Source organism: Dactylosporangium sp. CS-047395 (genome assembly GCF_050942185.1).
In the GTDB taxonomy this organism is placed as follows: Bacteria; Actinomycetota; Actinomycetes; order Mycobacteriales; family Micromonosporaceae; genus Dactylosporangium.
Genome location: NZ_CP192015.1, coordinates 10,944,331 through 10,969,671, shown reverse-complemented (window position 1 = coordinate 10,969,671; position 25,341 = coordinate 10,944,331). Strand labels below are relative to the sequence as shown.

Annotated in this window: 17 protein-coding genes; 10 read left to right on the top strand and 7 right to left on the bottom strand. The window is 71.4% G+C overall.

Annotated elements, in window-relative coordinates:
• Nucleotides 1-537: 537 nt before the first annotated feature.
• From ACQP00_RS51205 to ACQP00_RS51190, 4 genes are all read right to left on the bottom strand, one after another.
• Complete coding sequence (locus ACQP00_RS51205; protein WP_433211798.1) at nucleotides 538-2,091, bottom strand: aldehyde dehydrogenase family protein; 1,554 nt, start codon at nucleotides 2,089-2,091, stop codon at nucleotides 538-540.
• Nucleotides 2,092-2,126: 35 nt separating this feature from the next.
• Complete coding sequence (locus tag ACQP00_RS51200; protein WP_433211795.1) at nucleotides 2,127-2,549, bottom strand: T3SS (YopN, CesT) and YbjN peptide-binding chaperone 1; 423 nt, start codon at nucleotides 2,547-2,549, stop codon at nucleotides 2,127-2,129.
• A 32-nt stretch (nucleotides 2,550-2,581) separates the two neighbouring features.
• The gene (locus ACQP00_RS51195; protein WP_433211792.1) at nucleotides 2,582-3,145 is read right to left on the bottom strand and encodes a hypothetical protein; all 564 of its coding nucleotides are present in this window, start codon (nucleotides 3,143-3,145) and stop codon (nucleotides 2,582-2,584) included.
• A 749-nt stretch (nucleotides 3,146-3,894) separates the two neighbouring features.
• Nucleotides 3,895-4,194, bottom strand: a complete 300-nt coding sequence (locus ACQP00_RS51190; RefSeq protein ID WP_433211789.1) for a hypothetical protein — start codon at nucleotides 4,192-4,194, stop codon at nucleotides 3,895-3,897.
• Nucleotides 4,195-4,258: 64 nt separating this feature from the next.
• Here ACQP00_RS51190 and ACQP00_RS51185 point away from each other — a divergent pair, with 64 nt between their 5' ends.
• The gene (locus ACQP00_RS51185) at nucleotides 4,259-6,001 is read left to right on the top strand and encodes a hypothetical protein (protein ID WP_433211786.1); all 1,743 of its coding nucleotides are present in this window, start codon (nucleotides 4,259-4,261) and stop codon (nucleotides 5,999-6,001) included.
• 10 nt (nucleotides 6,002-6,011) lie between these two features.
• Here ACQP00_RS51185 and ACQP00_RS51180 read toward each other — a convergent pair whose 3' ends face one another.
• Nucleotides 6,012-7,334 carry an MFS transporter gene (locus ACQP00_RS51180; RefSeq protein ID WP_433224325.1) on the bottom strand — a complete coding sequence of 441 codons (1,323 nt, stop codon included), beginning with the start codon at nucleotides 7,332-7,334 and terminating at the stop codon, nucleotides 6,012-6,014.
• Between the two features lie 19 nt (nucleotides 7,335-7,353).
• Between ACQP00_RS51180 and ACQP00_RS51175 the strand changes: the two genes are divergently transcribed.
• Entirely contained in the window at nucleotides 7,354-8,340 is a 987-nt protein-coding gene (locus ACQP00_RS51175; protein WP_433211783.1) for a GlxA family transcriptional regulator, read from the top strand.
• Between the two features lie 6 nt (nucleotides 8,341-8,346).
• Nucleotides 8,347-10,161, top strand: a complete 1,815-nt coding sequence (gene ggt / locus ACQP00_RS51170; protein ID WP_433211780.1) for a gamma-glutamyltransferase — start codon at nucleotides 8,347-8,349, stop codon at nucleotides 10,159-10,161.
• A 45-nt stretch (nucleotides 10,162-10,206) separates the two neighbouring features.
• Here ggt and ACQP00_RS51165 read toward each other — a convergent pair whose 3' ends face one another.
• Complete coding sequence (locus ACQP00_RS51165) at nucleotides 10,207-10,599, bottom strand: HAAS signaling domain-containing protein (RefSeq protein ID WP_433211777.1); 393 nt, start codon at nucleotides 10,597-10,599, stop codon at nucleotides 10,207-10,209.
• A gap of 44 nt (nucleotides 10,600-10,643) precedes the next feature.
• Here ACQP00_RS51165 and ACQP00_RS51160 point away from each other — a divergent pair, with 44 nt between their 5' ends.
• The 7 genes from ACQP00_RS51160 (at nucleotide 10,644) to ACQP00_RS51130 (ending at nucleotide 22,948) form a co-directional block, all read left to right on the top strand.
• Nucleotides 10,644-11,093 (top strand): MarR family winged helix-turn-helix transcriptional regulator, encoded by a 450-nt coding sequence (locus tag ACQP00_RS51160; RefSeq protein ID WP_433211774.1) that lies wholly within the window; start codon nucleotides 10,644-10,646, stop codon nucleotides 11,091-11,093.
• A gap of 69 nt (nucleotides 11,094-11,162) precedes the next feature.
• Complete coding sequence (gene pulA / locus ACQP00_RS51155; RefSeq protein WP_433211771.1) at nucleotides 11,163-16,907, top strand: pullulanase-type alpha-1,6-glucosidase; 5,745 nt, start codon at nucleotides 11,163-11,165, stop codon at nucleotides 16,905-16,907.
• Nucleotides 16,908-16,948: 41 nt separating this feature from the next.
• Nucleotides 16,949-17,176, top strand: coding sequence for a hypothetical protein (locus ACQP00_RS51150; RefSeq protein WP_433211768.1), 228 nt, complete (start codon nucleotides 16,949-16,951; stop codon nucleotides 17,174-17,176).
• 769 nt (nucleotides 17,177-17,945) lie between these two features.
• The gene (locus ACQP00_RS51145) at nucleotides 17,946-20,510 is read left to right on the top strand and encodes a sensor histidine kinase (protein WP_433211765.1); all 2,565 of its coding nucleotides are present in this window, start codon (nucleotides 17,946-17,948) and stop codon (nucleotides 20,508-20,510) included.
• Nucleotides 20,507-20,920 (top strand): roadblock/LC7 domain-containing protein, encoded by a 414-nt coding sequence (locus ACQP00_RS51140; RefSeq protein WP_433211762.1) that lies wholly within the window; start codon nucleotides 20,507-20,509, stop codon nucleotides 20,918-20,920. The genes ACQP00_RS51145 and ACQP00_RS51140 overlap by 4 nt, the downstream gene beginning before the upstream one ends.
• 20 nt (nucleotides 20,921-20,940) lie before the next feature.
• The gene (locus tag ACQP00_RS51135; protein WP_433211759.1) at nucleotides 20,941-21,915 is read left to right on the top strand and encodes a TAXI family TRAP transporter solute-binding subunit; all 975 of its coding nucleotides are present in this window, start codon (nucleotides 20,941-20,943) and stop codon (nucleotides 21,913-21,915) included.
• A gap of 76 nt (nucleotides 21,916-21,991) precedes the next feature.
• Nucleotides 21,992-22,948, top strand: coding sequence for a threonine ammonia-lyase (locus ACQP00_RS51130; protein WP_433211756.1), 957 nt, complete (start codon nucleotides 21,992-21,994; stop codon nucleotides 22,946-22,948).
• Between the two features lie 260 nt (nucleotides 22,949-23,208).
• Here ACQP00_RS51130 and ACQP00_RS51125 read toward each other — a convergent pair whose 3' ends face one another.
• Nucleotides 23,209-25,299 carry a S9 family peptidase gene (locus ACQP00_RS51125; protein ID WP_433211753.1) on the bottom strand — a complete coding sequence of 697 codons (2,091 nt, stop codon included), beginning with the start codon at nucleotides 25,297-25,299 and terminating at the stop codon, nucleotides 23,209-23,211.
• Between the last annotated feature and the right edge of the window lie 42 nt (nucleotides 25,300-25,341).

The window sequence follows — 25,341 nt, the reverse complement described above, 5'->3', positions numbered from 1 at the left end:
ACGGGCGCGCGGGTTGCGTGGCTGCGCACGTGCGTGGCCGCGGGTGCGTGCCGCGCGGGTGCACGGTGGACGGCTGCACGGCTGCACGGCTATGCGGGGCACGTCTACGCAGTGCGCAGGTGCATCGGTGCGCGGGTGCGCGCGTGCACGGCCGCGCGTGCACGGCTTCGCGGATGCGTGATTGCCGCGGGCGCACGGGCGCGCGGCGTGCATGGCTGCGCAGGTGCGTGGCCGCGCGGGTGCGCACCGCGCGGGTGCACGGTGGACGGCTGCACGGGTGCACGGCCGCGCGGGTGCGTGGCTCCGCGGGTGCGCGGGTGCGCGGGGTGCGCGGCCGCGTAGGTGCGCGGGCCCGCAGCCGCGCGGGCCCACAGCCGCGCGGGCCCACAGCCGCGCGGGCCCACAGCCGCGCGGGCCCACAGCCGCGCAGGCCCACAGCCGCGCGGCCCCACTGGGGCACCGCCGCGCAGACCCGCAGCCGCGCAGACCCGCAGCCGCGCAGACCCGCAGCCGCGCAGACCCGCAGCCGCGCGGGTGCTAGGACTCCAACCGGTACCCCAGATCCGGCGTGATCGTCAGAGTGTCCATCTGGGCGCGTTGGAGCCGACCCGAGTAATCCCAGTTCATTGACTGCCACCGGGTGAACTGGTCCAGGACCCACACGCCCGATTGGCGGCTGCCGTTGCCGGAGCGGCCGTTGCCGCCGAACGGTAAGTGGGCCTCGGCGCCTGAGGTGGAGTTGTTGATGCTCACCATGCCGGCCCTGGTGCCTCGGCGGAACTCGAAGGCCTTGCGCGGGTCGGTGGTGTAGATCGCTGCCGACAGGCCGTAGCCCGGGGCGTCCGCGAGTTCCAGGGCCTCGTCCAGCGATGCGTACCGGGCCACGCCGACCAGGGGGCCGAAGGTCTCCTGCTGGAAGATTTTGTCCTCCGGCCGCACGCCGTGGACCAGCACCGGGTGGTAGAACAAGCCGGCCCAAGGGTCGCCGACGAAGCCGGTGCGCGGGTTCGAAGCCGTGATGCGGCCGGTGCCCGTCGAGCCTGAGACGCGGTGGTGGTCCTCGATCCAGTCGAGGTAGCCCTCGTAGCGCTCGGCGAACCGCGAGCTCATCAGCGGGCCGTAGAGGACCGCGGGGTCGGTCGGGTCGCCTACGGCCGCGCCCTGGACGGCGGACTCGAGGCGGCTGGTGAACTCGTCCAGGACGCTGTCGTGGACGATCAAGGTGCCGAGGGAGGTGCAGCGCTGGCCCGCGGTGCCGAAGCCGGCGAACAGGGCGCCGTGCACGGCCAGGTCCAGGTCGGCGTCCTCGGTGATGACCATGGGGTTTTTGCCGCCGAGCTCCAGGCAGGCGCTCTGCAGGTGCCGGCCGGCCAGCTCGCCGATGCGGGCGCCGACCTCGGAGGAGCCGGTGAAGCCGATCTTGTCGATGAGGCCCTCGGTCAGGGCGGATTCCAGGCCCGCGTACGTCGTGGCGCCGTCGGCGTGGACGATCTCGAAGACGCCGGACGGGACGCCGGCTCGGCGGATCAGCTCGGCGAACGCGTCGGCGCAGGCGGCCGCGTATTCGGCCGGCTTCCATACGACGGCGTTGCCGCAGAGGAGGGCGGGCACGAGGTACCAACTCGGGACCGCGACCGGGAAGTTGCCCGCCGTGACGACCGCGGCCACCCCGACCGGCACGCGGAACGTGAACAGCTGCTTGTCGGGCATCTCGCTGGGGACGGTCTGGCCGTAGAGGCGGCGGCCCTCGCCCAGGAAGAAGTCGCAGGTGTCGACGATCTCCTGGACCTCACCGCGGGCCTCGGGCAGGGTCTTGCCGACCTCGCGGGTGACCAGCGCGGCGAGCGCCTCGAAGTTGGCCTCGACCAAGCGGCCGAGGTTGGCCACGACCCGGCCGCGGACCGGCGCCGGCACGTCGGCCCAGGCCTTCTGCGCGCGGCGGGCGGAGCGGCAGGCGGCGACGAAGGTGTCGGCGTCGGCCAGCGCGACCTCGGCCACGACGTCGTCGAGCCGGGAGGGGTTGAGGGATGGCACCCGGTGATCGGTGGCCGAGACGGGTTCTCCGCCGACGGTCGAGACGAGGAGCTTCATGGGGACATCCTGCACCCCTGGTACGACAAAAAATGCTAGGAGGGGTCGAACGCCAGCCGCCCGCCGAACTGATCGCGCAGCCGCTCGTCGTAGTAGTCCGCGGTGTCCGCGACCCAGTCGCAGGCGTTGCTGAGCTCGATCGGGTCCAACGTGGACGCCAGCATCTCAACGGCCGCGAACACGCTGCCGTCGCGCCAGAACAGGCGGATGAAGTTGAGCTGCGAGTTGAGCTCGTTCAGCTCGGTCAGCAGCTCCGGCGAGCACGCCAGCTCACGCAGCAGCGGCGAGAACACGCGCACGAACGGCGGCTCGCTGGCGATCAGGCGCAGGTACACCACCGCGGTCCCGCTGCGGATCGCGACCGGCCGGCTGACGAGGTCGGCCGGGACGTCCTGACCGCCCAGGTACTCCGTGAGCAGCCCGTGCACCTTCGCCCGTAACGCCCCGTCAATCGACACGCGTTCACGATACAAGTGGCGCGCACCCCGGCTCAGCCGCTCTTGCCGGGCCTCCCGGGCGGCAGGAACCCGCGCCGCCGCGCCTCCTTGACCCAGCGGTGGGCGGTGCTCACCGGAACCCCGTGCCGGTCCGCCAGATCGCAGGCCGGGCGGGGCGAGGCGGCGGCGTACTCGAGGTACACATCGGCCACCTGACGATAGAAAATGTCGGGCCGGCCGCGCAACCGAGCGGGTCCGGCCGGAGCCGCGCGCACGACGGCCAGCGCGGGCTCGACCATCTCCCAGCCCACGTCCTCGGCGATCCGCGGTGCCGCCGGCCGGGTTCTCAAGCCCAAAACCGCCGCGGTTGTACCGTCTGTGCCCCCATCGGCCGACAGCTGCGCATTGGCCGCGGCCTCGATCCGCCCGACCGGGATGGCCCGCAGCAGCTCGGCGCTCGGCGGCCCGTCGATCCGCAGCCCGGTCAGCACCAGCCGGCCGCCCGGACCCACGCCGACGCGCACCAGCACCGTTCCGGCCAGCGGCGGCTCGTCCTGGCGCCATTCGTACCAGTCGTCATCGAGTGGGGAGGTGACTGGAAAGAGGCGGCCCCGCACGCGGCAAGGCTAACGACATTTCCGCAAATCAACAATTGCGCTGACCTAGACGTCTAGATACGCTTACCTGGACCCACCAGCTACAAGGCGTTCAAGACCGGGGGGCGGTCGCGCGCTTGGCAGTTTTGCCGTGCGCGCAGCCGATCGGCCGGTGGCTCGTCCGCATCGAAGAACGGGGAAAACGGGGCGGTGCGGACGATGGCCGCCGAGCGGCCGTGTGCAGGCGCGTTCCGCTCGGCGGCGTCAGCGCAGAGCCGCGGTCGCGGGGTCTCGCCGGGCCCCGCGGCCGCTTCACCACAGTGCTTGGGCAGCCACCCCCGGGGGGACGCGGTGGCTGCCCATTCCACGTCCCCGGGAAGACGCGCACGGCCCCGAAAGCCACGCGGACCACCCGCGCAGCCGCGCACCCGCGCATCGCACACCCCGTGCACCCGCGCAACGCCGCCGCCCGCCGCCGGCACTTGCTCAACGTGCGCAGCGGGAATACGCGAGACGGATTATCGGCTCGAACCCGAACGAATCGGATATTTGCCGTAAATTTTCCCTCAAGGGTGATCCGCGCGCAGTCGGGCGTGGGACCCGGACGGGGGGAACCAAATGATGTTTCGGCGGGAAGGGGCACGGTCTACGCGCTGGGCCGCGGTGGCGTTGCTTGCCACGTGCGGGGTGCTGGCCGTGCCGCAGGCGAGCTTTGCGGCGGAGGCCAAACCTGGTCAGGGTGCGGCGGTCGACCGGAAGGACGCCAAGGATCACAGCGGCAAGAAGCAGCAGGCTGACGCCAAAAAGAACGCTGACGCCAAAAAGAAGGCTGACGCCAAGAAGCACGCGGACGCCAAGACCAAGCAGACCAAGCAAAACAAGGCCGACAACAAGGCAAAGCAAACCAAGCAGAGCATCACCGCGGCTGAGGTCGATCCGACGCCCAGCACCACCAGTACGCCGGTGCCGAGTGTCAGCGTGCCGGGGCAGAACGCCAGTGCGGCGGCCGACCAGTCAGTGTTCGGATGCACTGAGAAAGCCAAGAAAGCCAACCGCGCGGAGAGTGCCATCACGGCCACCGCGCACTGGGGATCCTCGACGGTCGACGATCATGAGCCGACCACGCTGGTTGTGATGATCAGTAAGGGGATTACCTGTTCGTCGGTCAGCGGGCTCGGGTTCACGATCTCGCTGCCCGGTGCCGGCAAGCTCTGGCACACCGTGAGCAGCGACGACACCACCTGTGAGGCGAACGGCTTCTCCAACGAGCCCGGGGACACGGCGCTGGTCGCGACCGGGCTCGGGATGTCGGCCGAGATCGAGGACTGCACGGTCACGTTCCCGGTGCTGGCCGAGGCCTCCGGGACGTATCAGGTGACGGCGGCGCAGTTCACCAGTGTCAGCGGCGGGGTCGTGGCCAGTCAGACGCCGCAGACGCTGACCGTCACCACGGCGCCCGCTCGGGTCGGGGTCGGCATCTCGCCCTCGCACATTGAGGTGATGGGGAGCAGCACGCTACGCGCGGATCTGCACCTGACCGACACGAATCCGGCGGCCGCGGCGAGTGGGCTCGGGTTCCGGCTCGACCTGCCGCAGGGCGTCACCGTCGGCACCGCCGCCAGTACGAGCAACAACGTCGGCGGCAACGGCAACACCTGTGGTGGCACCGTCACGGCCACGGCCGGGGCGGATCACTTCTCGCTCGCCGGGGGCGCGCTCAGCGGGGAGTCGGCCAGCTGTGAGTTCACGCTGCCGATCACCAGCTCGGTCGCGGGGGAGTACGAGTTCGACAACAAGACGGTCACCGACGAGACCGGGGTCAAGTCGGCCCTGACCGGCGGGTGCGCCGAGCGCGCGCGGACCGAGGGCGAGTGCATCCCGACGCTGTACGTGAAGCTCAAGGCCCAGACGATCGACTTCCCGGCGCCGGCCGACTGGTCGGTGTCGAAGGGGACGGTGCCGGTCACGGCCACGGCCACGTCGGGGCTGGCGGTGACGTTCACCAGCACCACGCCGCTCGTGTGCACCGTGTCGAACGGCACGGTCACGCTGGTCAGCGCCGGCTCGTGCACCATCGCGGCCGATCAGGCCGGGAACGCCACCTGGGACTCGGCCATGCAGGTCCCGCAGACGTTCACGGTCAGCCCGGCGACCCCGGCCCCCGGGTCGGTCACCGCGACCGGCGGGGTCTCCTCGATCGCCGTGAACTGGGTGGCGCCGCAGAACCTGACCGGGATCACCGGGTACACCGCGATCGCCAAGCCGGGTCCGGCCACCTGCTCGACCAGCTCGGCGGCGGTCACCTCGTGCGTGATGGGCGGGACGGCCGGCACGACGTACACGGTCACCGTGGTCGCCAACAACCCGCTCGGGGACTCCGTGGCGACGGGGCCGTCGGCCGAGGTCACGCCGAGCGCGCCGGCGATTCCGAGCACGCCGCCGGAGACGAACCTGACGCTCACCACCGATCAGGGTCTGATCAACACGGCCACGCCGGGGCAGGACATCGTGGTCATCGGGACGGGCTTCATGCCCTACTCGACGGCGACCATCGTCGTGTACTCGCAGCCGCTCGAACTGGGCACGGTCGTCACCGACGGGCAGGGCAACTTCTCCAAGCCCGTGCGGGTGCCGCCGGACCTGGTGGTGGGGGCGCACTCGCTGGTGGCCGCCGGCGTCGGGCCGAACGGTCAGCCGCACAGCCTGAAGATGGCGATCACCGTGCAGGCGCAGAGTGCCGTCACCCACACCAGCGGGCTCGCCGTGACGGGCGCGCCGATCGCGGCGATGCTCCAGCTCGGCCTGGCAGCGATGTTCGGCGGCGGATCGCTGCTGTTCGCGACCCGCCGCAGGAAGAACGCGTACCAAAACGCGTAGCCAAAAAGAATCAAGCAGCGACGGCGGCGACCGAAGGGGTTGCCGCCGTCGACGCGTTCCGGGTCCGGAACAGCAGCAGCGACAAGGCAGCGGCCGAGATCGACAGCCCGCCCGCGATGTACCAGGCCAGGTCGTAGTTACCCAGCCGGTCCCGCAGCAGACCGGTGGCCGTCGCCGCGATCGCCGCTCCGAACTGGTGCGACGCGAAGACCCAGCCGAAGACGACCGGACCGCTGGCGCCGAAGTACTCGCGGCAGAGGGCGACCGTCGGCGGTACCGTCGCGACCCAGTCGAGGCCGTAGAACAGGATGAACACCAGCATGCTCGGCCGCACCGTCGCCGCGAACAGCATCGGCAGGACGAGCAGCGACAGGCCGCGCAGCGCGTAGTACCAGCCGAGCAGGACCCGGCTGTCCATGCGGTCGGTCAGCCAGCCCGAGGCGATCGTCCCCGCGATGTCGAACAGGCCGATGAGCGCGAGCAGCGAGGCGGCCGTCGGCTCGGTCATGCCGTGGTCGTGCGCGGCCGGGATGAAGTGGGTGCCGATCAGGCCGTTGGTGGTCGCCCCGCAGATCGCGAAGCCGCCCGCCAGCAACCAGAACGCGGGCTTGCGGGACGCCAGCCGCAGGGCGCCGAGGGCCCGCCGGGCCGCGCCGCCGGTCGCGACGGGAGCTTCCACGAACTCGCCGCCGTACGGTGCCACGCCCAGCTCGGACGGGTGGTCCCGCAGCCGCCACAGGACCAGCGGCACCACGGCGAGGGCGGCCCCGGCCACGGTGAGCGCGGCCGCGCGCCAGCCGTGCGCGTCGGTGAGCAGCGCGAGCAGCGGCAGGAAGACGAGCTGGCCGGCCGCCCCGCCCGCGGTGAGCACACCGGTGATGAGGCCGCGGCGGTGCACGAACCAGCGGCCGGTGATGGTGGCCACGAACGCCAGGGCCATCGAGCCGGTGCCGAGCCCGACGAGCACGCCCCACAGCGCGATGAGCTCCCAGCTGTGCTTCATGAAGACCGTCAGGCCGCTGCCGGCCGAGACGAGCAGCAGCGCGTACGCGACGACCCGGCGGATGCCGAACCGCTCCATCAGCGCGGCCGCGAACGGGGCGGTCAGGCCGAACAGCAGCAGGTTGATCGACACCGCGAGGGAGATCGTCCCCAGCGACCAGCCGAACTCGTCGTGCAGCGGGTGGATCAGCACGCCCGGCGTCGCGCGGAAGCCCGCCGCGCCGACGAGGGCGACGAATGCGACGGCGGCGACGAGCCAGGCCGGGTGCAGTCTCTTCACAGAACCATTCCAGCGGATTCGGTACGGGCGGACGAGTGGCCCGGCAGCCATCATGCGCAAGAATTGAGCCATGACCGACAAGCACCTGGTCGCCATCCTCGCCCTGGACGGACTCGTTCCGTTCGACCTCGGCACCCCGACGCAGATCTTCGGCACAGCACGGGACGAGCTGGGCAACCGGAAATACAAGATCCTGGTCTGCTCGCCCGGCGGACAACCGATCACGGCCTCGGCGGGCTTCAAGGTCGTCCCTGATCACGGCCTGGAGCTGCTCGAACGCGCCGACACCGTGGTGGTGTCCGGCATCCACGCCGGCGATCCCGTCGAGCGAGGGACGCTGGATCCAACCGTCAAACAGGCTCTCCAGGACGCCCACAACAAGGGCAAGAGAATCATGTCCATCTGTACGGGAGCATTCGTGCTCGCCGCCGCCGGGCTGCTCGACGAGCGGCCGGCCACCACGCACTGGTGGTGGGCGGAGCGGTTCCGGGAGTTCTTCCCGCAGGTCAAGCTCGACGCCGACGTGCTGTTCGTGGACGACGGCGACGTGCTCACCAGCGCCGGCGTCGGCGCCGGGATCGACCTGTGCCTGCACGTGGTGCGCACCGACTTCGGCAGCGAGGTCGCCAACCGCGCGGCCCGGCGCAGCGTGGTGCCGCCGTGGCGGGACGGCGGGCAGGCCCAGTACATCGAGCGGCCGCTGCCCCGCCCCGCCGACGCCACCCTGGCCGCCACCCGTTCGTGGGCGGCCGAACGGCTGGATGCGCCGTTGTCGCTGCACGACCTGGCCGTGCACGCGAACATGAGTGTGCGCACGTTCACCCGCCGGTTCCGCGAGGAGACCGGGGTGAGCCCGGCGCGCTGGCTGCTGCAGCGGCGCGTCGACCACGCCCGCGCCCTGCTGGAGAGCACCGAGCTGCCGGTCGAGGTGGTCGCCCGCCGCTCCGGTCTGGGCACGGCCGCCGGGCTGCGCCAGCACCTGCAGAACACGATCGGGGTCGCCCCGAGCGCGTACCGCCGCACGTTCCGGGTTGTGCCGGAGGGCAGCGGCGGGTAGGCAGATATGAGCGATCGCCGTCGATCTCTCTGGGAGGTACCCGTGCGAAGGCTCATTCCCCTCGTCCTGCTGCCGGTCCTGCTGTTACCGGCCGTCCCCGCGGCCGCCAGCAAGCCGGCGACGAATGGTCCAACGGCCACGGGCTACGGCGGGGCGGTGGCGTCCGTCGATCCCACTGCCACCGCGGCCGGCCTCAAGGTGCTGCGCGACGGCGGCAACGCGGTCGACGCCGCGCTCGCGGTCGCGGCCACCCTGGGCGTGACCGAGCCGTTCTCCTCCGGCATCGGCGGCGGCGGATTCTTCGTGTACTACGACGCCCGCACCGGCCGCGTCTCGACCCTCGACGGCCGGGAGACCGCGCCGCGCTCGATGGGCGAGACCGCCTTCGTCGACCCGGCCACCGGCCTGCCCATGGCGTTCCAGGAGGCGCGGGTCAGCGGCCTGTCGGCCGGTGTGCCCGGCTCCCTGGCCACCTGGCAGGAGGCGGCCCGCCGCTGGGGCAGCCGCCCGCTCGCGTCCGCGCTGCGCCCGGCGGCCCAGGTCGCCCGGGACGGCTTCCTCGTCGACGCCACCTTCAACCAGCAGGTCAAGGACAACGCCGCCGCGTTCGCCCAGTTCGAGCCGACGGCGAAGCTGTTCCTGCCCGGCGGCGCCGCGCCCGCGGTCGGCACCAAGCTGCGCAACCCGGATCTGGCCGCGACCTACGACCTCGTCGCGCGGCGCGGCACCGGCGTGTTCTACAGCGGCGAGGTCGGCCGGGACATCGTCTCCACCGTCCAACACCCGCCGCTGGCCGCGAACCCGGGCCAGGCCTGGCAATACCCGATCCGCCCGGGCGGCATGACGCTGGACGACCTGCGCGCCTACGACGTGCGCAACCCCGCGCCGACCAGGATCTCCTACCGCGGCTACGACGTCTACGGCATGGCCACCCCGTCGTCCGGCGGCTCGACGACCGGCGAGGCGCTGAACATCCTCGAACGCTCCAACCTGTCCAAGCTCGACAAGACCCAGGCCCTGCACCGGTACCTCGAAGCCAGCGCCCTGGCCTTCGCCGACCGCAACCGCTACGTGGGCGACTACACCTCCCGCTCGCTGCTCGACGCCCTGCTGACCGATGGTTTCGCGGGCGAGCGGGCCTGCCAGATCGACCCGGCCCGGGCGGCGGCCAAGCCCGTCCTGCCCGGCAAGCCCGACGGGCGCTATGACCGCTGCGCCACCGGTACCGGCGGGGCGAGCCCCGACAAGGGCCAGTCGACGACCAACCTCACGGTCGCCGACAAGTGGGGCAACGTCGTGGAGTACACCCTGACCATCGAGCAGATCGGCGGCAACGGGATCGTCGTGCCGGGCCGCGGCTTCCTGCTCAACAACGAGCTGACCGACTTCAACTTCACCAACACGCAGGGCACCGCGGAGGACCCGAACCTGCCCGGCCCCGGCAAGCGGCCGCGCAGCTCGATGGCCCCGACGATCGTGCTGCAGCACGGCAAGCCGTTCCTCGCGCTCGGCTCGCCCGGCGGCTCGACGATCATCACCACCGTCCTGCAGATCCTGGTCAACCGGCTCGACCTGGGCATGAGCCTGCCGCAGGCGGTCGCCGCCCCGCGCGCCTCGCAGCGCAACACCGCGAGCGTCACCGCGGAGCCGGCGTTCATCGACTCGGCCGAGGGCAAGGCGCTGGGCGCGCTCGGCCACACGTACACGCCGATGGCCGAGATCGGTGCGGCCACGGCGATCGAGTTCCTGGGCCACGGCAAGCTGCTGGCCTGCGCCGAACCGGTCCGCCGGGGCACCGGCTCGGCCGGCACCGTCCGCTAGCCGAGCAGGCCGATCACAGGGTGGCCGCCCTCGCGCCGAGGGCGGTCACCCGCGCAGGAAGAACGCCAGCAGGCCGATCGCGAGGACGCCGAGCAGGCAGAGGCTCACGGATGCGGCGATGGTGATCAGGACCCAGATGAGCGCGGCCGACTTCTTCTTCGGCGCGATCTCGATCGGTTCGTCGTACTCCCGCTCGTCGAGCGCGGCCGCCGCGTCGGAAGGGTCGCCGAGCAGGTCGAGGATGGAGCGCACCTCGACCTCGGTCTCCTGCGGCCCCAGCTCGGCCCGCCTGGCCGAGATGTGCGTGGAGAGATCGGCGAGCAGCTCGGCTCGCCGATTCGCGGGAACGCCGTCCAGGGCCTGCTCGACGGCGCGCAGATAGTCGTTGACCAGAAAATCGTAGGGGCTCGCGCGATTCGGGTCCGGCAAATCCGTCAACTGGTCTCCAGTAAGAAGTTTTCTGCGCGTGCAAAAATGCAAGCATGACCCGCTGGCTCGACGACGAAGAGCAGGCCGCCTGGCGCGCCTTCTACAGCGCGACCACGCTGCTGATCGACCGGCTCGACCGCGAGTTGCAGCACGAGGCCGGCATGCCGCACGCCTACTACGAGATCCTCGTCGTGCTCTCCGAGGCCGAGGGCCGCTCGCTGCGCATGAGCGAGCTGGCGGTCCAGACCCGCTCGTCGCGCAGCCGCCTCTCGCACGCCGTCACGAAACTCGAGTCGCGCGGCTGGGTCAAGCGCCGCGACTGCGACGACGACAAGCGCGGCCAGTTCGCCGACCTCACCGACGAGGGCTTCGCCGCCCTGGTTTCGGCCGCTCCGGGCCATGTCGAAACGGTTCGCACGCATTTGTTCGATCCGCTCACCCCGCAGCAGATCGAACAGTTGCGGCAGATCAGCGAAGCGATCACGACAACGCTCAAAGGCTAGCTGTCAAGGCTTGTAAGGATCTCCATCGATCGATACGGTGCCCACCTCGCCAGAGAGGTAGGCCCCGCCATGCCGTCCGCCAAGCACCTCACGTTGGGCATCCTGACCACCCTCGCCGTGCTCGCCGCGATGCCGGGCGACAATCCGCGCACACCGGACGTACCGCAGCAGCCAACGAGTTATTCGGCGGAGGGCGTGCCGGAGTGGTCGAGCGAGCCCTCGGCCGCCAGCCTGCTGGACAACAAGGACAGCAAGGGCAAGAAGGCGAAGCGGGCCGAGCAGTTCTACTTCGTGCTGGCCGACCGCTTCGCCGACGGCGACCCGGCCAACAACACCGGCGGGCTGCCGGGCGACCGGCTCAGCACCGGCTTCGACCCCACCGACAAGGGCTTCTACCACGGCGGCGACCTCAAGGGCGTGATCGACAAGCTCGACTACATCCAGGGCCTGGGCACCACCGCGATCTGGCTCGCGCCGGTGTTCAAGAACCGGCCGGTGCAGGGCAGCGGGGCCGACGTCTCGGCCGGCTACCACGGCTACTGGATCACCGACTTCACCGCGATCGACCCGCACTTCGGCACCAGGGACGACCTCAAGGTGCTCACGAAGAAGGCGCACGACCGCGGCATCAAGATCTACCTCGATGTCATCACGAACCACACCGCGGACGTCATCCGGTACGCGCAGAACCAGTACACGTACCGCGACAAGACCGACTACCCGTACAAGGACGCCAACGGCAACAAGTTCGACGACCGGAACTACGCCGACGGCACGCACGGGTTCCCGCCGGTCAACGCCCAGTCGTTCCCCTACACGCCGGTGTTCCCGAGCGCGGCCGACCAGACCGTCAAGAAGCCGGCCTGGCTCAACGACCCGCTGATGTACCACAACCGGGGCGACTCGACGTTCAGCGGGGAGAACTCGGAGTACGGCGACTTCTTCGGCCTCGACGACCTGTGGACCGAGCGCCCCGAGGTCGTCCAGGGCATGACGAAGATCTACGCCGACTGGGTCAAGGACTCGGGCATCGACGGCTACCGCATCGACACCGCCAAGCACGTCGACATGCAGTTCTGGCCGCAGTTCGTCAAGGGCGTGGACGCCGCCGCCGACCGGGCCGGCAAGAACGACTTCTTCATGTTCGGCGAGGTGTACGACGCGAACCCGGCCTTCGACTCGCAGTACGTGCGCAAGGGCCGGCTGCCGGGCACCCTGGACTTCCCGTTCCAGCAGGCCGCGGCCGACTTCGCGGCCAAGGGCGGCTCGGGCCAGGAGCTCGCCGACATGTACGCCCAGGACGACATGTACATCTCGCCCGGGACGAACGCGAACGGCCTGCCGACGTTCCTGGGCAACCACGACATGGGCCGCTTCGGCTACTTCGTGGCCACCGGCGGCACCGACCCGGCCACCCACCTGCGCCGCGACGAGCTCGGCCACGAGCTGATGTTCCTGACCCGCGGCCAGCCGGTCGTCTACTCCGGCGACGAGCAGGGCTTCACCGGCGCCGGCGGGGACAAGGACGCGCGCCAGGACATGTTCGCCACCAGGACGGCGGACTACCTCGACGACGACATCCTGGGCACCGACAGTACCCACGCGGTGTCGCACTACGACACGAGCCATCCGATCTACCGGACCATCGCGAGCCTGGCCGACCTGCGCGAGCACAACCCGGGCCTGCGCCAGGGCGTGCAGGTGACGCGGTACGCCGACCAGAACGTCTTCGCCTTCTCCCGCATCGACCCCGACCAGCGGGTCGAGTACGTGGTGGCCAGCAACAACGGCACCGGCACGAAGACGGTCACGGTGCCGACGTCCATGGCGACGACCACGTTCGACCAGCTGTACCCGAGCACCGGCGCGATCGCCGCCACGGCGGGCAACGGCCAGCTCCAGCTCAGCATCCCGGCCCTGACCACGGTGGTGTTCAAGGCCCGCGGCCAGATCAAGAAGGCGACCGCCAAGCCGCAGCTCACCCTCGCGGTCGACCCGGCGCCGGCGGGCGTGGCCCAGGTCCGGGCCGACGTGACCGGGGACCCGCTGTCGAGCGTCACGTTCGCGGCCCGCGTCGGCGAAGGCGCCTGGCAGCTGCTCGGCACCGACCAGGCCGGTCCGTACTCGGCCTATCACGACCTCGACGGGCTCGCGGCGGGCACGAAGCTCGAGTACAAGGCGGTGGTCCGGGACGGCTCCGGCCGTACCACCGAAGCCAAGATCTCCACGAAGGTCGGCACGGCGCCGAGTGCGGCCGCGCCCGACTACGCGATCGTGCACTATCAGCGGCCGGCGAACGACTACACCGGCTGGGGCGTCTACGCCTGGGGTGACATCCAGGACCCGATGACCTGGCCGGCGAGCGCGCCATTCGCGGGAGAGGACTCGTACGGGCGCTTCGCATGGGTCAAGCTGAAGCCGGGGGCCGCGAACATGGGCTTCCTGGTGATCGACGGCAACGGGGTCAAGGACGTGGAGGCGGACCGATCGCTGGATCCGACGAAACATCCGGAGATCTGGCTCAAGCAAGGAGATGCGACCATTTACACCTCCCAGGCGGCCGCCACCGGCAGCGTTTCGATCCACTACGGACGACCCGACGGGAACTACACCGGGTGGGGCCTGCACCTGTGGGGTGACGGTCTGGCCGCCGGTACCGCGACCGACTGGCCCAATCCGCGCCGGCCCGACGGCGTCGACGACTACGGCGCCTACTGGCACGTGCCGGTGGCCGACCCGAGCAAGCCGGTGAACTTCATCGTGCACAACGGCGACACCAAGGACCCCGGCCCGGACCAGTCGGTGCTGCCCAGCGCCCAGGGCGAGGCGTGGGTGCGGTCCATGGAGGCGACCGTGCACCCGACGCGGGCCGCGGCCGAGCACACCGCGGTGCTGCACTACCGGCGCCCGGCCGGCGACTACGACGGCTGGGGCCTGCACGTGTGGACCGGCGCGGCGACCGGCACCGACTGGGGCAGCCCGCTGCAGCCGTCCGGCACCGACGCGTTCGGAGTGAAGTTCACGGTGCCGCTGGCCGAGAACGCCCCGCTGCTCAACTACATCGTGCACAAGGGCGACACCAAGGACCTGCCGGCCGACCAGGCGCTGGACCTCGTCACCGTCGGGCACGAGGTGTGGATCCTCGCCGGACAGGAGAAGTACCTGCTGCCGATCCCGGACCAGGGCACGCCCGACACGGACGTGAACAAGGCCAAGGCCGTGTGGATCGACCGGAACACGGTCGCGTGGCGGGCCGGGCCGACCGACGGGCACAGCTACGAGCTGTGGTCCGCCCCGGCCGGCGGGCTCAAGGTGGTCGACGGGCAGCTCATCGGCAACGGCACCAAGATCCCGATGAGCGCCGTGCCGGGCAACCTGACCGAGACCCAGCGGGCGAAGTTCCCGCACTTGTGGGCGTACCAGACGTTCCATCTCGGCGGCGACCGCGAGGCCTTCACGGCGGCGCTCAAGGGCCAGCTCGTGGCCGTCGAGCGGGACGTGTCCGGGCAGGTCACCGAGGCGACCGGGGTGCAGCTGGCCGGGGCCCTGGACGACCTCTACGGTGCCGCCCTCAGCGCGAAGCTCGGTCCGACCTTCGACGGCGGGAAGCCCGGCGTGAGCGTCTGGGCGCCGACCGCGCAGACCGTGGCGCTGGAGCTGTACCGCGACCTCACCAAGGCGCCGCAGGTCGTGGCCATGCGCCGCGACGAGCGCACCGGCGTGTGGTCCGCCACCGGCGACAAGAGCTGGAAGAACGTCTACTACAAGTTCCGGGTCACGGCCTACCAGCCGGCGATCCACGCGGTCACCACGGCGAGCGTCACCGACCCGTACTCCGTCTCCCTCGCCGCCAACGGCACGCACAGCCAGCTCAGCGACCTGAGCGACCCGGCCCTGCGCCCGTCCGGCTGGGGCGACCTGCGCAAGCCGCCGGCCCCGGCCCGACCGCAGATCACCGAGCTGTCGGTACGCGACTTCTCCATCGCGGACGACACGGTGCCGGCCGCGCAGCGCGGGACGTACCTCGCCTTCGCCCAGCCGCAGTCGGCCGGCATGACGCACCTGCGGCAGCTGGCCCAGGCGGGCACGTCGTACGTGCACCTGCTCCCGGTCTTCGACATCTCGACCATCCCCGAGGTGCGCGCCGACCAGGCCCAGCCGCCGTGCGACCTGGCCGCGCTGCCGCCGGACTCCCCGCAGCAGCAGGCCTGCATCGCGCAGGTCGCCGACCGGGACGGCTACAACTGGGGCTACGACCCGTTCCACTACAACGCGCCCGAGGGCTCGTACGCGACCGACCCGCAGGGCACCCCGCGGATCACCCAGTTCCGCCAGATGGTGGCCGGGCTCAACAACGCGGGCCTGCGGGTGGTCATGGACGTCGTGTACAACCACACGACCTCGGCCGGCACCGACCAGTACTCGGTGCTCGACCAGATCGTGCCCGGCTACTACCAGCGGCTGCTCGACGACGGCGCCGTGGCCAACTCGACGTGCTGCGCCAACACCGCGCCCGAGAACGCGATGATGGGCAAGCTCGTCGTCGACTCGATCGTGCAGTGGGCCCGGCAGTACAAGGTCGACGGCTTCCGGTTCGACCTGATGGGCCACCACCCGAAGGCGAACATCATGGCCGTGCGGGCCGCCCTCGACCAGCTCACGGTGGCCAAGGACGGCGTGGACGGGAAGAAGATCCTGCTGTACGGCGAGGGCTGGAACTTCGGCGAGGTGGCCGGCGACGCCCGGTTCGTGCAGGCGACCCAGGCCAACATGGCCGGCACCGGCGTGGGGACCTTCAACGACCGGCTGCGCGACGCGGTGCGCGGCGGCGGCCCGTTCGACGGCAACCCGCGGATCCAGGGCTTCGCCACCGGGCTCTTCACGGATCCCAACGGCGACCCGGTCAACGGCTCGGCCGCCGAGCAGAAGACCCGGCTGCTGCACTACCAGGACCTCATCCAGGTCGGGCTGACCGGGAACCTGGCCGCGTACGAGTTCACCGACTCGACCGGCCACCGGGTCACCGGCGCGCAGGTCGACTACAACGGCTCCCCGGCCGGCTACACGCGCGCGCCGAGCGAGGCGGTGACGTACGTCGACGCCCACGACAACGAGATCCTGTACGACACGATGGCGTTCAAGCTGCCCACCACCACGACCGCCGAACAGCGGGCCCGGCTGCAGGTGCTCGCGCTGGCCACGACGATCCTCGGGCAGGGCACCGGCTTCGTCACCACCGGCTCCGACCGGCTGCGCTCCAAGTCGCTGGACCGCAACTCGTTCAACTCCGGCGACTGGTTCAACCAGATCCGCTGGGACTGCGCCGACGGCAACGGCTTCGGCGCCGGGCTCCCACCGGCGGCGGACAACCAGGACAAGTGGCCGTACGCGCAGCCGCTGCTGGCCGACCCGGCCCTGGTGCCGGACTGCGCGGCGATCGACCTGGCGTCCGCCCGCTTCCAGGAGCTGCAGCGCATCCGGGCCGGCTCGCCGGTGTTCTCGCTGGGCACCGCGGCCCAGGTCCAGCAGCGGCTGAGCTTCCCGCTGTCGGGCGCGCAGGCCACGCCGGGCGTGATCACCATGGTGCTGGACGCCCGTGGCCTGGACGGGCACTGGCGCTCGCTGATCGTGGTGTTCAACGCGGGCGCGGTGGCCACCACGCAGACCGTCGCGGCCTACCGCGGGGCCCACGTCGCGCTGCACCCGGTCCAGGCGGCCTCGGCCGACCCGGTGGCCCGGCAGTCCACGTTCGACAGTGCGCACGGATCGTTCACCGTCCCGGCACGCACGGTGGCGGTGTTCACCGAGGAGTAGATCGAGGAGTGAGATTCGCGCGGCGGGGTATCCATCTCGTCATGAGTCGATACCGCAACCGCGTCCTGAAGGCGACGGCCGCCATGTGGCTGCTCGTCCTGCTCGCCGACGCCGGCTGGGTGGCGACCTCGCGAGCCGCCCTGACCGCGGCGACGGTGCTGGCCGTCTGCGTGGTGCTGTCCGCCGCGCTGTTCTACAAGTTCATGCAGAACCTGCGCGAGGACGAGGCCGTCCCGGCCCAGGTTCGGCGTAACGACCGTCGCGGTTGATCGACTTTAGCTGCGCTTAACCCGCGCAAAAGGCTCAACCCGTCGCCGCGGCTGCCGTTGGGACGGACGTGAAGTCGCTCGTGGCCGCGTTGCTGATCGGCGGCGCGGCCCTCGGGCCGACGCCGCCGCCCGGCCCGCCCCTGCCCGGCCCGCCGGCCATCCTGGAACCGATGGGTCCCTCGCCGACCCTTACCGGTCCGGCCGATCTTGGAACGATTCCGCCGCTCGCGACGCCCGTGGCGCCGACGGGCCGTCCGCTCGGGTCGCCGTCGACCCCGGCCGCCGGGGTGCCCGGGGGCCCCGCCGCGAGCGCCGGGCCGACCCCCGGGGAGATCTCGCCGACCCCCGCGTCCGTGGAAGCATCATCCGGTCATTCGGCCATGTGGATCTTGTTTGGCGCCGTCGTGGTGCTCGCCGGAGCCGCAACCTGGTTCGTTGTGCGACGCCGGCGTCACGCATAGTCAGAACGACTCGGCCGTTCGGCTAAGGACTCTTTAGGGATCCGACCTCTTCCAGTAGCGTGCCTGATCGTGTTCCGTAGTGGATCCAACTTCGACACCCCCGTGTTGGAGCGCTCTCTTCGGCACTCTCCGTAACGGAGCCGCTACTTTTAGGAGGCCAGGCGGTGGCAGGCAGCGGCCCCTCCCGCGCCCCGGTGCCGAGGCACGGCGTGAGCCCCGGCGGACCGACGCGCCGTACGGCTGGCACGGACACCTCCGTGGCCGGTCACCGGCGGGGCGGTGGTCCGCGCGCGGGCCTGCTCCGGTCCGTGCGCGCGCAGCTCCTCGCGCCGATCATCGTGGCGATGGTCGGCCTGTTCATCCTGGGCGGCATCCAGGTCACGAACGCGGTGAACTCGGCCCGCGACGCCGGGCACGCCCGCACGCTGACCATCACCGCCACCAGCGCGGTGCTGTTCGTCCATGAGATCGAGCGCGAGCTCGCCGAGACGGCCGCGCTCCGCCAGCGCGGTGGGCAGAGCGGTTCCGCCCTGGTCACCGCCCAGCGGGCGCGCACCGACCAGGCCGCGTCGCGGTTCTTCGCCGACGCCGCCAAGGCCGTTGACGCCGTGCCCGCGCTGAGCACCCGGGTCCGGGTGGCCGGCGAGAACTACGGCCAGCTGGGCTTCACCCGGGCCGCCATCGACAACGGTACGGCCACCATCGTCCTGGTCACCGACGTCGTCTACGGCGGCCTGGCCGACGCGCTGCTCGCCGTGGCCGACGCCGTCCCCGGCCAGATCGAGGACATCGAGCTCTCCAACGCCGCCCGCGCCCTGGCCGCCAGCGCCTTCGTCGAGCACTACTCGGCCGTCAAGCGCGACCTGCTGCGCACCATCTTCAGCCGCGGCAACCTGCAGCCCGGCGACCTGGGCAACCTGGCCCTGGTCGAGGGCGCCCGGGGCCAGCGCGAGGCCGAGTTCCGGCGGGTCGCCACGAGCGAAGAGCTGCAGTTGTACACCGCTGAGGTGCGCGGCACGGACGTCGACAACGCCGACAGCATGACCGCCAAGGTGCGCGACGCCGAGCGTGACCCGGCCGGCCTCCGGGTCGACGCCGACGCCTGGTTCGTGGCCCAGAGCGGCGTCATCCGCCGGGTCAGCATCGTCAGCGTCGACATCGCCGACAGCCTCGACGCCCGGGCCGAGCAGATCGCCGTCGGCGCCAGCCGCCGGGCCTGGGCCACCGGGTTCGTCACGGTGCTGCTGGCCCTCGGCGCCCTGGCCATCGCCATCGTCCTGGCCGTGCGGACGGCCCGCCGGCTCAACTCGCTGCGCGGGGCGGCCCTGCAGGTGGCCCGGCGCGACCTGCCCGACGCCATCAACGCGGTCTCGGCCGGCTCGTCGGCCCCGGCCCCCTCGGTCATGGAGGGCGGCCAGACCGCGGCCGAGGTCACCCGGGGCATCGCCGCCCTCAACGACGAGGTCGGCCAGGTGGCCGAGGCGTTCAGCACCGTGCACCGCACCGCCCTGCGCCTCGCCGGTGAGCAGGCCGAGCTGCGCGTCGACGTCGGGCGCATGGCCGAGGTGCTGGCCCGGCGCATCCGTACCCTCATCACCCGACAGCTGCGCCTGCTCGACGAGTTCGAGCGCGACGAGACCGACCCCGACGTGCTGGCCCGGCTCTTCGCCCTCGACCACCTCGCCGCCCGCCTGCGCCGCAACGGGGAGAACCTGCTGGTCCTCTCCGGCGGCGAGCCCGGCCGCCCGCAGACCAAGGCCGTCGGCCTCGGCGCGGTCATCACCGCCGCCGCGTCCGAGATCGAGGACTTCGCGCGGGTCGAGTTCCAGCCGGCCGACCTGGCCATCACCGGGCCGGTCGTCGGTGACCTCGTGCACCTGCTGGCCGAGCTGCTGGAGAACGCGACGGCGTTCTCGCCGCCGACCGAGCCGGTGACCGTCGACGCGCGGGCCACCACCGACGGCGCCATGATCCGCGTGCACGACCAGGGCATCGGCATCCTCCCGGCCCGCCTCGCCGAGATCAACTCCCGGCTGGCCGTGCCGAGCGCGCTGTCCAGTGCCGCCGCCGGCACCATGGGCCTGCACGTGGTCTCCCACCTCGCGGCCCGCCACGGCGTCCGGGTGCAGCTGCAGACCACCGGCTCCGGCACGATCGCCTACGTGGCGCTGCCGCACCGGCTCCTGGAGCAGGTGTCCGCCCTGCCGTCCGGGCGCGAGGCGCCGACCGTGACGATTCCGGCGGTACAGGCGCCGCCGAGCCGGCCCGTGCAGGTGCCCTCGACGGTGGGCGCCCCGCTCGAGCGCCAGCCCGCACTCATCCCGCAGCAGCGGCAGCCCCAGCCGCAGCCCGCGGTCCAGCCCCAGCCCCAGCCCGTCGCCACCCAGGCGGCCGCGTCGGCCGGTGGCGTGGCGCCGTGGTTCCGTCCCTATCTGAGCAGCGGAAATCCCGGTGCCGGCGGGCTCGTCACCCCGCCGCCGGCGCCGCCGCAGGGCAGGCCGGGCGGTCACACCCCGCCGCGCGGCATGCCCCAGGTGGCCGACACCCCACCGGCGGCCGCGCCGGTCCGGCCGCCCCAGTACAGCGCGCAAACCACCTGGGGCTCCCCCGGCACGTGGCCGCCACGCCCGGGGAGCCCGTCCTCCAGTGCCGGAGGTGGCTCGATGTCGGAGCAGGACCAACATCTTCCTCGTCGTCGTCCCGGTGCCCAGCTGGCGCCGGAAACCACCGCACCACCTGCCGAGAGCCGCAGCGCCGCGGCGGTCGATCCGGAGCAGATCCGGTCCCGGCTGTCCGCGTTCGCCGAGGGGGTCTCGGCGGCCGCTCGACGCACCACCAGCACCGCTCCAGGACAACCAGGCAAGGAATCATGATGTCTCAGCAAACCCACGGCGCCGGACAGCTCGACTGGCTGATGGTGAGCTTCGCGCGACAGGTGCCCGACGTGGCCCACGCCATCACCGTGTCCGGCGACGGGCTGCGCCTGGCCGCCTCGGCCGACCTGCCGATCGACCAGGCCGACCACCTCGCGGCCGTGATCAGCGGCCTGGCCAGCCTGGTGTTCGGTGCCGCCCGGGTCATGCAGGCCGGCCACGTGCGGCAGACCATCGTCGACATGGACGGCGGCGTCATGATCGTGATGTCCGTCGGCGACCGCGCGCTGCTCGGCGTCCTCGCGGCGCCCGGCTGCGACCTCGGCCAGGTCGGCTACGAGACCGCCATGCTGGTCCACCGCGTCGCCGACGCCCTGGACCCGCTGCCCCGCGACGCCCTGTCCCGCTGAGCCTGGCTGAGAAGGTCCGCTTGAAGATCAGGAATTTCGCGGTACTGCTCCTCGCGGCGGTGGTTCTCGCCACCGCCGGGTGCGCCAGCGCGTCCGCGCGGCCGGGCGCCGACCTGTACCACGGCGGCCGGCTGTTCATCGCCACCGGCAACACGACCGGCGTCTTCTACTCGCTCGGCGGCGGGTACGCCGACCTGATCACCAAGCACGTGGCCGGCTACGAGGCGCGGGCGGAGGCGACCGGCGCGTCCGGCGAGAACATCCAGCGGGTCGCGACCGGCGACATGGACGTCGCGCTGACCCTGGCCGACACCGCGGCCGACGCCTACGCGGGCAAGAACGCCTTCGACGGCAAGCCGCAGAAGGTCGTCGCCCTGGCCCGGATCTACAAGAGCTACGTGCACCTGGTAGTGCGCAAGGGCGCGGGCATCACCAAGTTCTCCGACCTGCGCGGCAAGCGGGTGTCGACCGGCTCGGCGGGCTCGGGCGCGGACATCCTGGCCGGGCGCATCCTGGCCGCCGGCGGGCTCAACCCCGACGCCGACGTGCAGCGCCAGCGGCTCTCGCTGCCCGAGACCACCAAGGGCATGCTGGCCGGCACCACCGACGCGCTGTTCTTCACCGGCGGCCTGCCCACGCCCGGCATCGCCGACCTGCTCAGCACCCAGCCCAACGCGTTCACCGTGCTGCCGCTCAACGCGCTGCTGCCCGCGCTGACAGGCAAGTACGGTGCGGTCTACAGCGGCGCCAAGATCCCCAAGGCGACGTACAACACGCCGGGCGACATCGACACCATCGCGGTGGGCAACTTCATCGTGGTCTCGCCCGACATGCCCGAGCAGCTCGCGCACGACCTCACCAAGGTGCTCTTCGACTACCAGCAGGAACTGGGCCGGGTGCACCCGGAGGGCGGAAACTTCGACAAGGGCACTGCCCCGCAGACCGATCCCATCCCCCTCCATCCGGGCGCCGCCCGCTACTACAGCAGCGGCTGAACGCCGACGTTAGGGATCTCTCATTCGGCACAAGGGACGAGGGCGATCCGGGCCGGGTGATGTCAGGATTGCGACCGTGACCGCACTCCAGCAAAACCTCGTTCACCTGGACGACATCCGTGACGCGGCCGCGCGGATTTCCGGGCTCGTGGTGCGCACCCCGCTGCTACCCAGCCCCTGGGCCGAGGAGCTGTGGCTCAAACCCGAGAGCCTCCAGCCCATCGGCGCGTTCAAGCTCCGCGGCGCCACGAACGCCCTGCACCGCCTCGACCTCGAGCGCCGCCGCACCGGCGTGGTCACGCACTCCTCCGGCAACCACGGCCAGGCCCTCGCCTACGCCGGGCGGGCGCTCGGGGTGCCGGTCACCGTGGTCATGCCCGACGTCTCCACCCCGCTCAAGATCGAGGCGACCCGCGGCTACGGGGCCGAGGTCATCCTGGTCCCGCAGGCCCAGCGCGAGGACGAGGCCAACCGGCTGGTCGAGGAGCGCGGGCTGACGCTGATCCCGCCGTACGACCACCCGGACATCATCGCCGGGCAGGGCACCGTCGGCCTGGAGATCTTCGAGGACCTCTCCAGCGTGGACGTGGTCGTGGTGCCGGTCGGCGGGGGCGGGCTCGCCTCCGGCGTGGCCACCGCGATCAAGTCGCTGGCCCCGCACGTGGCGGTCATCGGGGTCGAGCCGGCGGTCGCCGCCGACGCGGCCGAGAGCCTGGCCGCGGGCATGGTCCGGGTCTGGCCGGTGGAGCGGATGCTCAGCACCGTGGCCGACGGGCTGCGCACGCCGCTGTCCGAGCTGACGCTGGCCCACCTGTCGACCTACCTCGACGCGATCGTGACGGTCAGCGAGGAGGAGATCCTCGACACCGTCCGCACGCTGGCCCGCAAGGCACGGCTGATCGTCGAGCCCAGCGGCGCGGTGGCCACGGCCGCGGTGCTGCACCGCCGCGACGAGTTGCCGGCCGGCCGCACCGTCGCCGTGATCAGTGGCGGCAACATCGCCCCTGACCTGGCCGCCCGCTTGTTTGCCTGAAGTTGTCCACAGGCTGTGGGTAATGCCTGTGTGGATCCGCACAGTCACGCCGCGCTCGGGCGCTCGTTCCGCCGAAGTTATCCACAGGCGCCCGGCGGGTTGTCCACAGCAAGTTCTCCACAGGCTGTGGACAATGACCCAGTCGCGGATGGTCTTACGGGCGTTTTCGTTCACCCCTCGATGTCCTGAAGAACAGTGGGGGAGCTTCGCTCCACCCACACCCCCTCAAAACCTTGGCCGGTGCTACCGGCGGCGACAGTTCAACGTCCGGGCGGCTGGGCCAAGCCCGCCTTGTCGAGCAGCCAGGCGGCGATGAAGGCCTCCTCGCGCCAGGCGTTGTAGCGGCCGCTCGGGCCGCCGTGGCCCGCGCTCATCTCGGTCTTGAGCAGCACGTGGCTCGACGGGGAGGTGACGCGCAGGCGAGCCACCCACTTGGCGGGCTCGTGGAACAGCACCCGGGTGTCGTTGAGGCTGGTCACGGCCAGGATCGCCGGGTAGGGCACCTCGGCCAGGTTCTCGTACGGCGTGTACGACTTCATGTACGCGTACACCTCGGGATCGGCCAGCGGGTTGCCCCACTCCTCCCACTCGGTCACGGTCAGCGGCAGCGACGGGTCGAGGATCGTGTTGAGCGCGTCGACGAACGGCACCTGGGCCACGATCCCGCCGAATGCTCCGGGCGCCAGGTTCGCGATCGCGCCCATGAGCAGCCCACCGGCCGAGCCGCCGCGGGCGATGATCCGGTCCGGGGCGCTCCAGCCGGCCTTGACCATGTGCTCCGCGCAGGCCACGAAGTCGGTGAAGGTGTTCTTCTTGGCCAGCAGTTTGCCCTCGTCGTACCAGCGCCGCCCCATCTCCCCGCCGCCGCGCACGTGGGCCACGGCGAAGACGACCCCGCGGTCCAGCAGGGACAGGCGGGGGATTGAGAACCAGGGGTCCATCGAGGTCTCGTACGAGCCGTAGCCGTACAGCGTCAGGGGAGCGGACCCGTCGCGCGGGACGCCCTTGCGCGCCACGACGGAGATCGGCACCCGGGTGCCGTCGTCGGCGATCGCCCACTCGCGGTGCTGCTCGTAGCGGTCCGGGTCGAAGTCGCCCAGCACCGGCTTCTGCTTGCGCAGGGTCAGCGCGCCGCTGTCGAGGTTGCAGTCGAACACCGAGTCCGGGGTCACCATCGAGGTGTAGTGCAGGCGGAACGACGTGGTGTCGTACTCCAGGTTCGCCTCCGGCCCGACCGAGTACAGCGGCTCGGGGAAGGCGATGTCGTAGGGCGCGGACCCGTGCAGCGGCACCACCCGGATGCCGGTCAGCCCGTCGCGGCGCAGCGAGACCACGAGGTGCCCGGAGAACGCGTCGACCTGCAGCAGCCGGGTGCCCGGCTGGTGCTCGATCAGCGTCGTCCAGTCGCCCGGGGCGTCCACCGAGGTGTACGACAGCGCGAAGTCCTCGGCGCCGTCGTTGTGCAGGATCAGGAAGCGGTGGCCGTGGTGCTCGATCGAGTACTCCACGCCCTGCCGGCGCGGCGCGATCGAGCGCGGCTCGCTCAGCGGGGCGTCGGCCGGGATGACCAGCACTTCGCTGGTGACCTTGCTGTTGACGTCGATGAGCAGGAACCGCTCGGAGCGGGTGAGCTCGATGCCGACCCAGAACCGCTCGTCGGGCTCCTCGAACACCAGCGCGTCGTCGCCGGTCGTGCCCATGGCGTGCCGCCACACGCGGTTCGGCCGCCAGGCCTCGTCGACCGTGGTGTAGAACAGCGTCGAGCCGTCGGCCGACCAGGCCGAGCCGTAGAAGACGTTCTCGATGACGTCGGGCCGGTCCGCGCCCGTGGTCAGGTCCTTCACCCGCAGCGTGAAGCGCTCGTCGCCGGAGAAGTCGGTGCTGTACGCCAGCAGGGTGCCGTCCACGCTCAGGTCGAACGTGCCGAGGGCGAAGAATTCCGAGTCGCCCGCCAGCGCGTTGCCGTCCAGCAGCACCTCCTCGCCGGGCAGCGGGGTGCCGTCGCCGATCTCCGGCGGGGCGTCGCGGCCCTCGGCGGCGCGGACCCGGCAGTGGATGCCGTACTGGCGGCCCTCTTCGGTGCGGGTGTAGTACCAGTAGCCGCCCTTGCGGGTGGGCACCGAGAGGTCGGTCTCCTTGGTGCGCGACTTGATCTCGTTGAACAGCGTCTCGCGCAGCGGTTCGAGATGGGCGGTGGCGGCCGTGGTGAACGCGTTCTCGGCCTCCAGGTAGGCCACCGTGTCCGGATCGTCCTTGTCCTGGAGCCAGAAATACTCGTCGATCACAGTGTCGCCGTGGTGGACCCGCTCGTGCGGAACACGCTTCGCGACCGGTGGCTGCTCGCTCGTCACGCTCGGAAACGTTACCTGTTTTCACACGCAACCACGCGCGTC

Coding starts and splice junctions, on each gene's coding strand:
- ACQP00_RS51205 (WP_433211798.1), bottom strand. CDS start 2,091: ATGAAGCTCCTCGTCTCGACCGTCGGCGGAGAACCCGTCTCGGCCACC.
- ACQP00_RS51190 (WP_433211789.1), bottom strand. CDS start 4,194: ATGGCACTCTCCGCGCGGTTGGCTTTCTTGGCTTTCTCAGTGCATCCG.
- ACQP00_RS51185 (WP_433211786.1), top strand. CDS start 4,259: ATGATCAGTAAGGGGATTACCTGTTCGTCGGTCAGCGGGCTCGGGTTC.
- ACQP00_RS51180 (WP_433224325.1), bottom strand. CDS start 7,334: ATGGCTGCCGGGCCACTCGTCCGCCCGTACCGAATCCGCTGGAATGGT.
- ACQP00_RS51175 (WP_433211783.1), top strand. CDS start 7,354: ATGACCGACAAGCACCTGGTCGCCATCCTCGCCCTGGACGGACTCGTT.
- ggt (WP_433211780.1), top strand. CDS start 8,347: ATGAGCGATCGCCGTCGATCTCTCTGGGAGGTACCCGTGCGAAGGCTC.
- ACQP00_RS51160 (WP_433211774.1), top strand. CDS start 10,644: ATGACCCGCTGGCTCGACGACGAAGAGCAGGCCGCCTGGCGCGCCTTC.
- pulA (WP_433211771.1), top strand. CDS start 11,163: ATGCCGTCCGCCAAGCACCTCACGTTGGGCATCCTGACCACCCTCGCC.
- ACQP00_RS51150 (WP_433211768.1), top strand. CDS start 16,949: ATGAGTCGATACCGCAACCGCGTCCTGAAGGCGACGGCCGCCATGTGG.
- ACQP00_RS51140 (WP_433211762.1), top strand. CDS start 20,507: ATGATGTCTCAGCAAACCCACGGCGCCGGACAGCTCGACTGGCTGATG.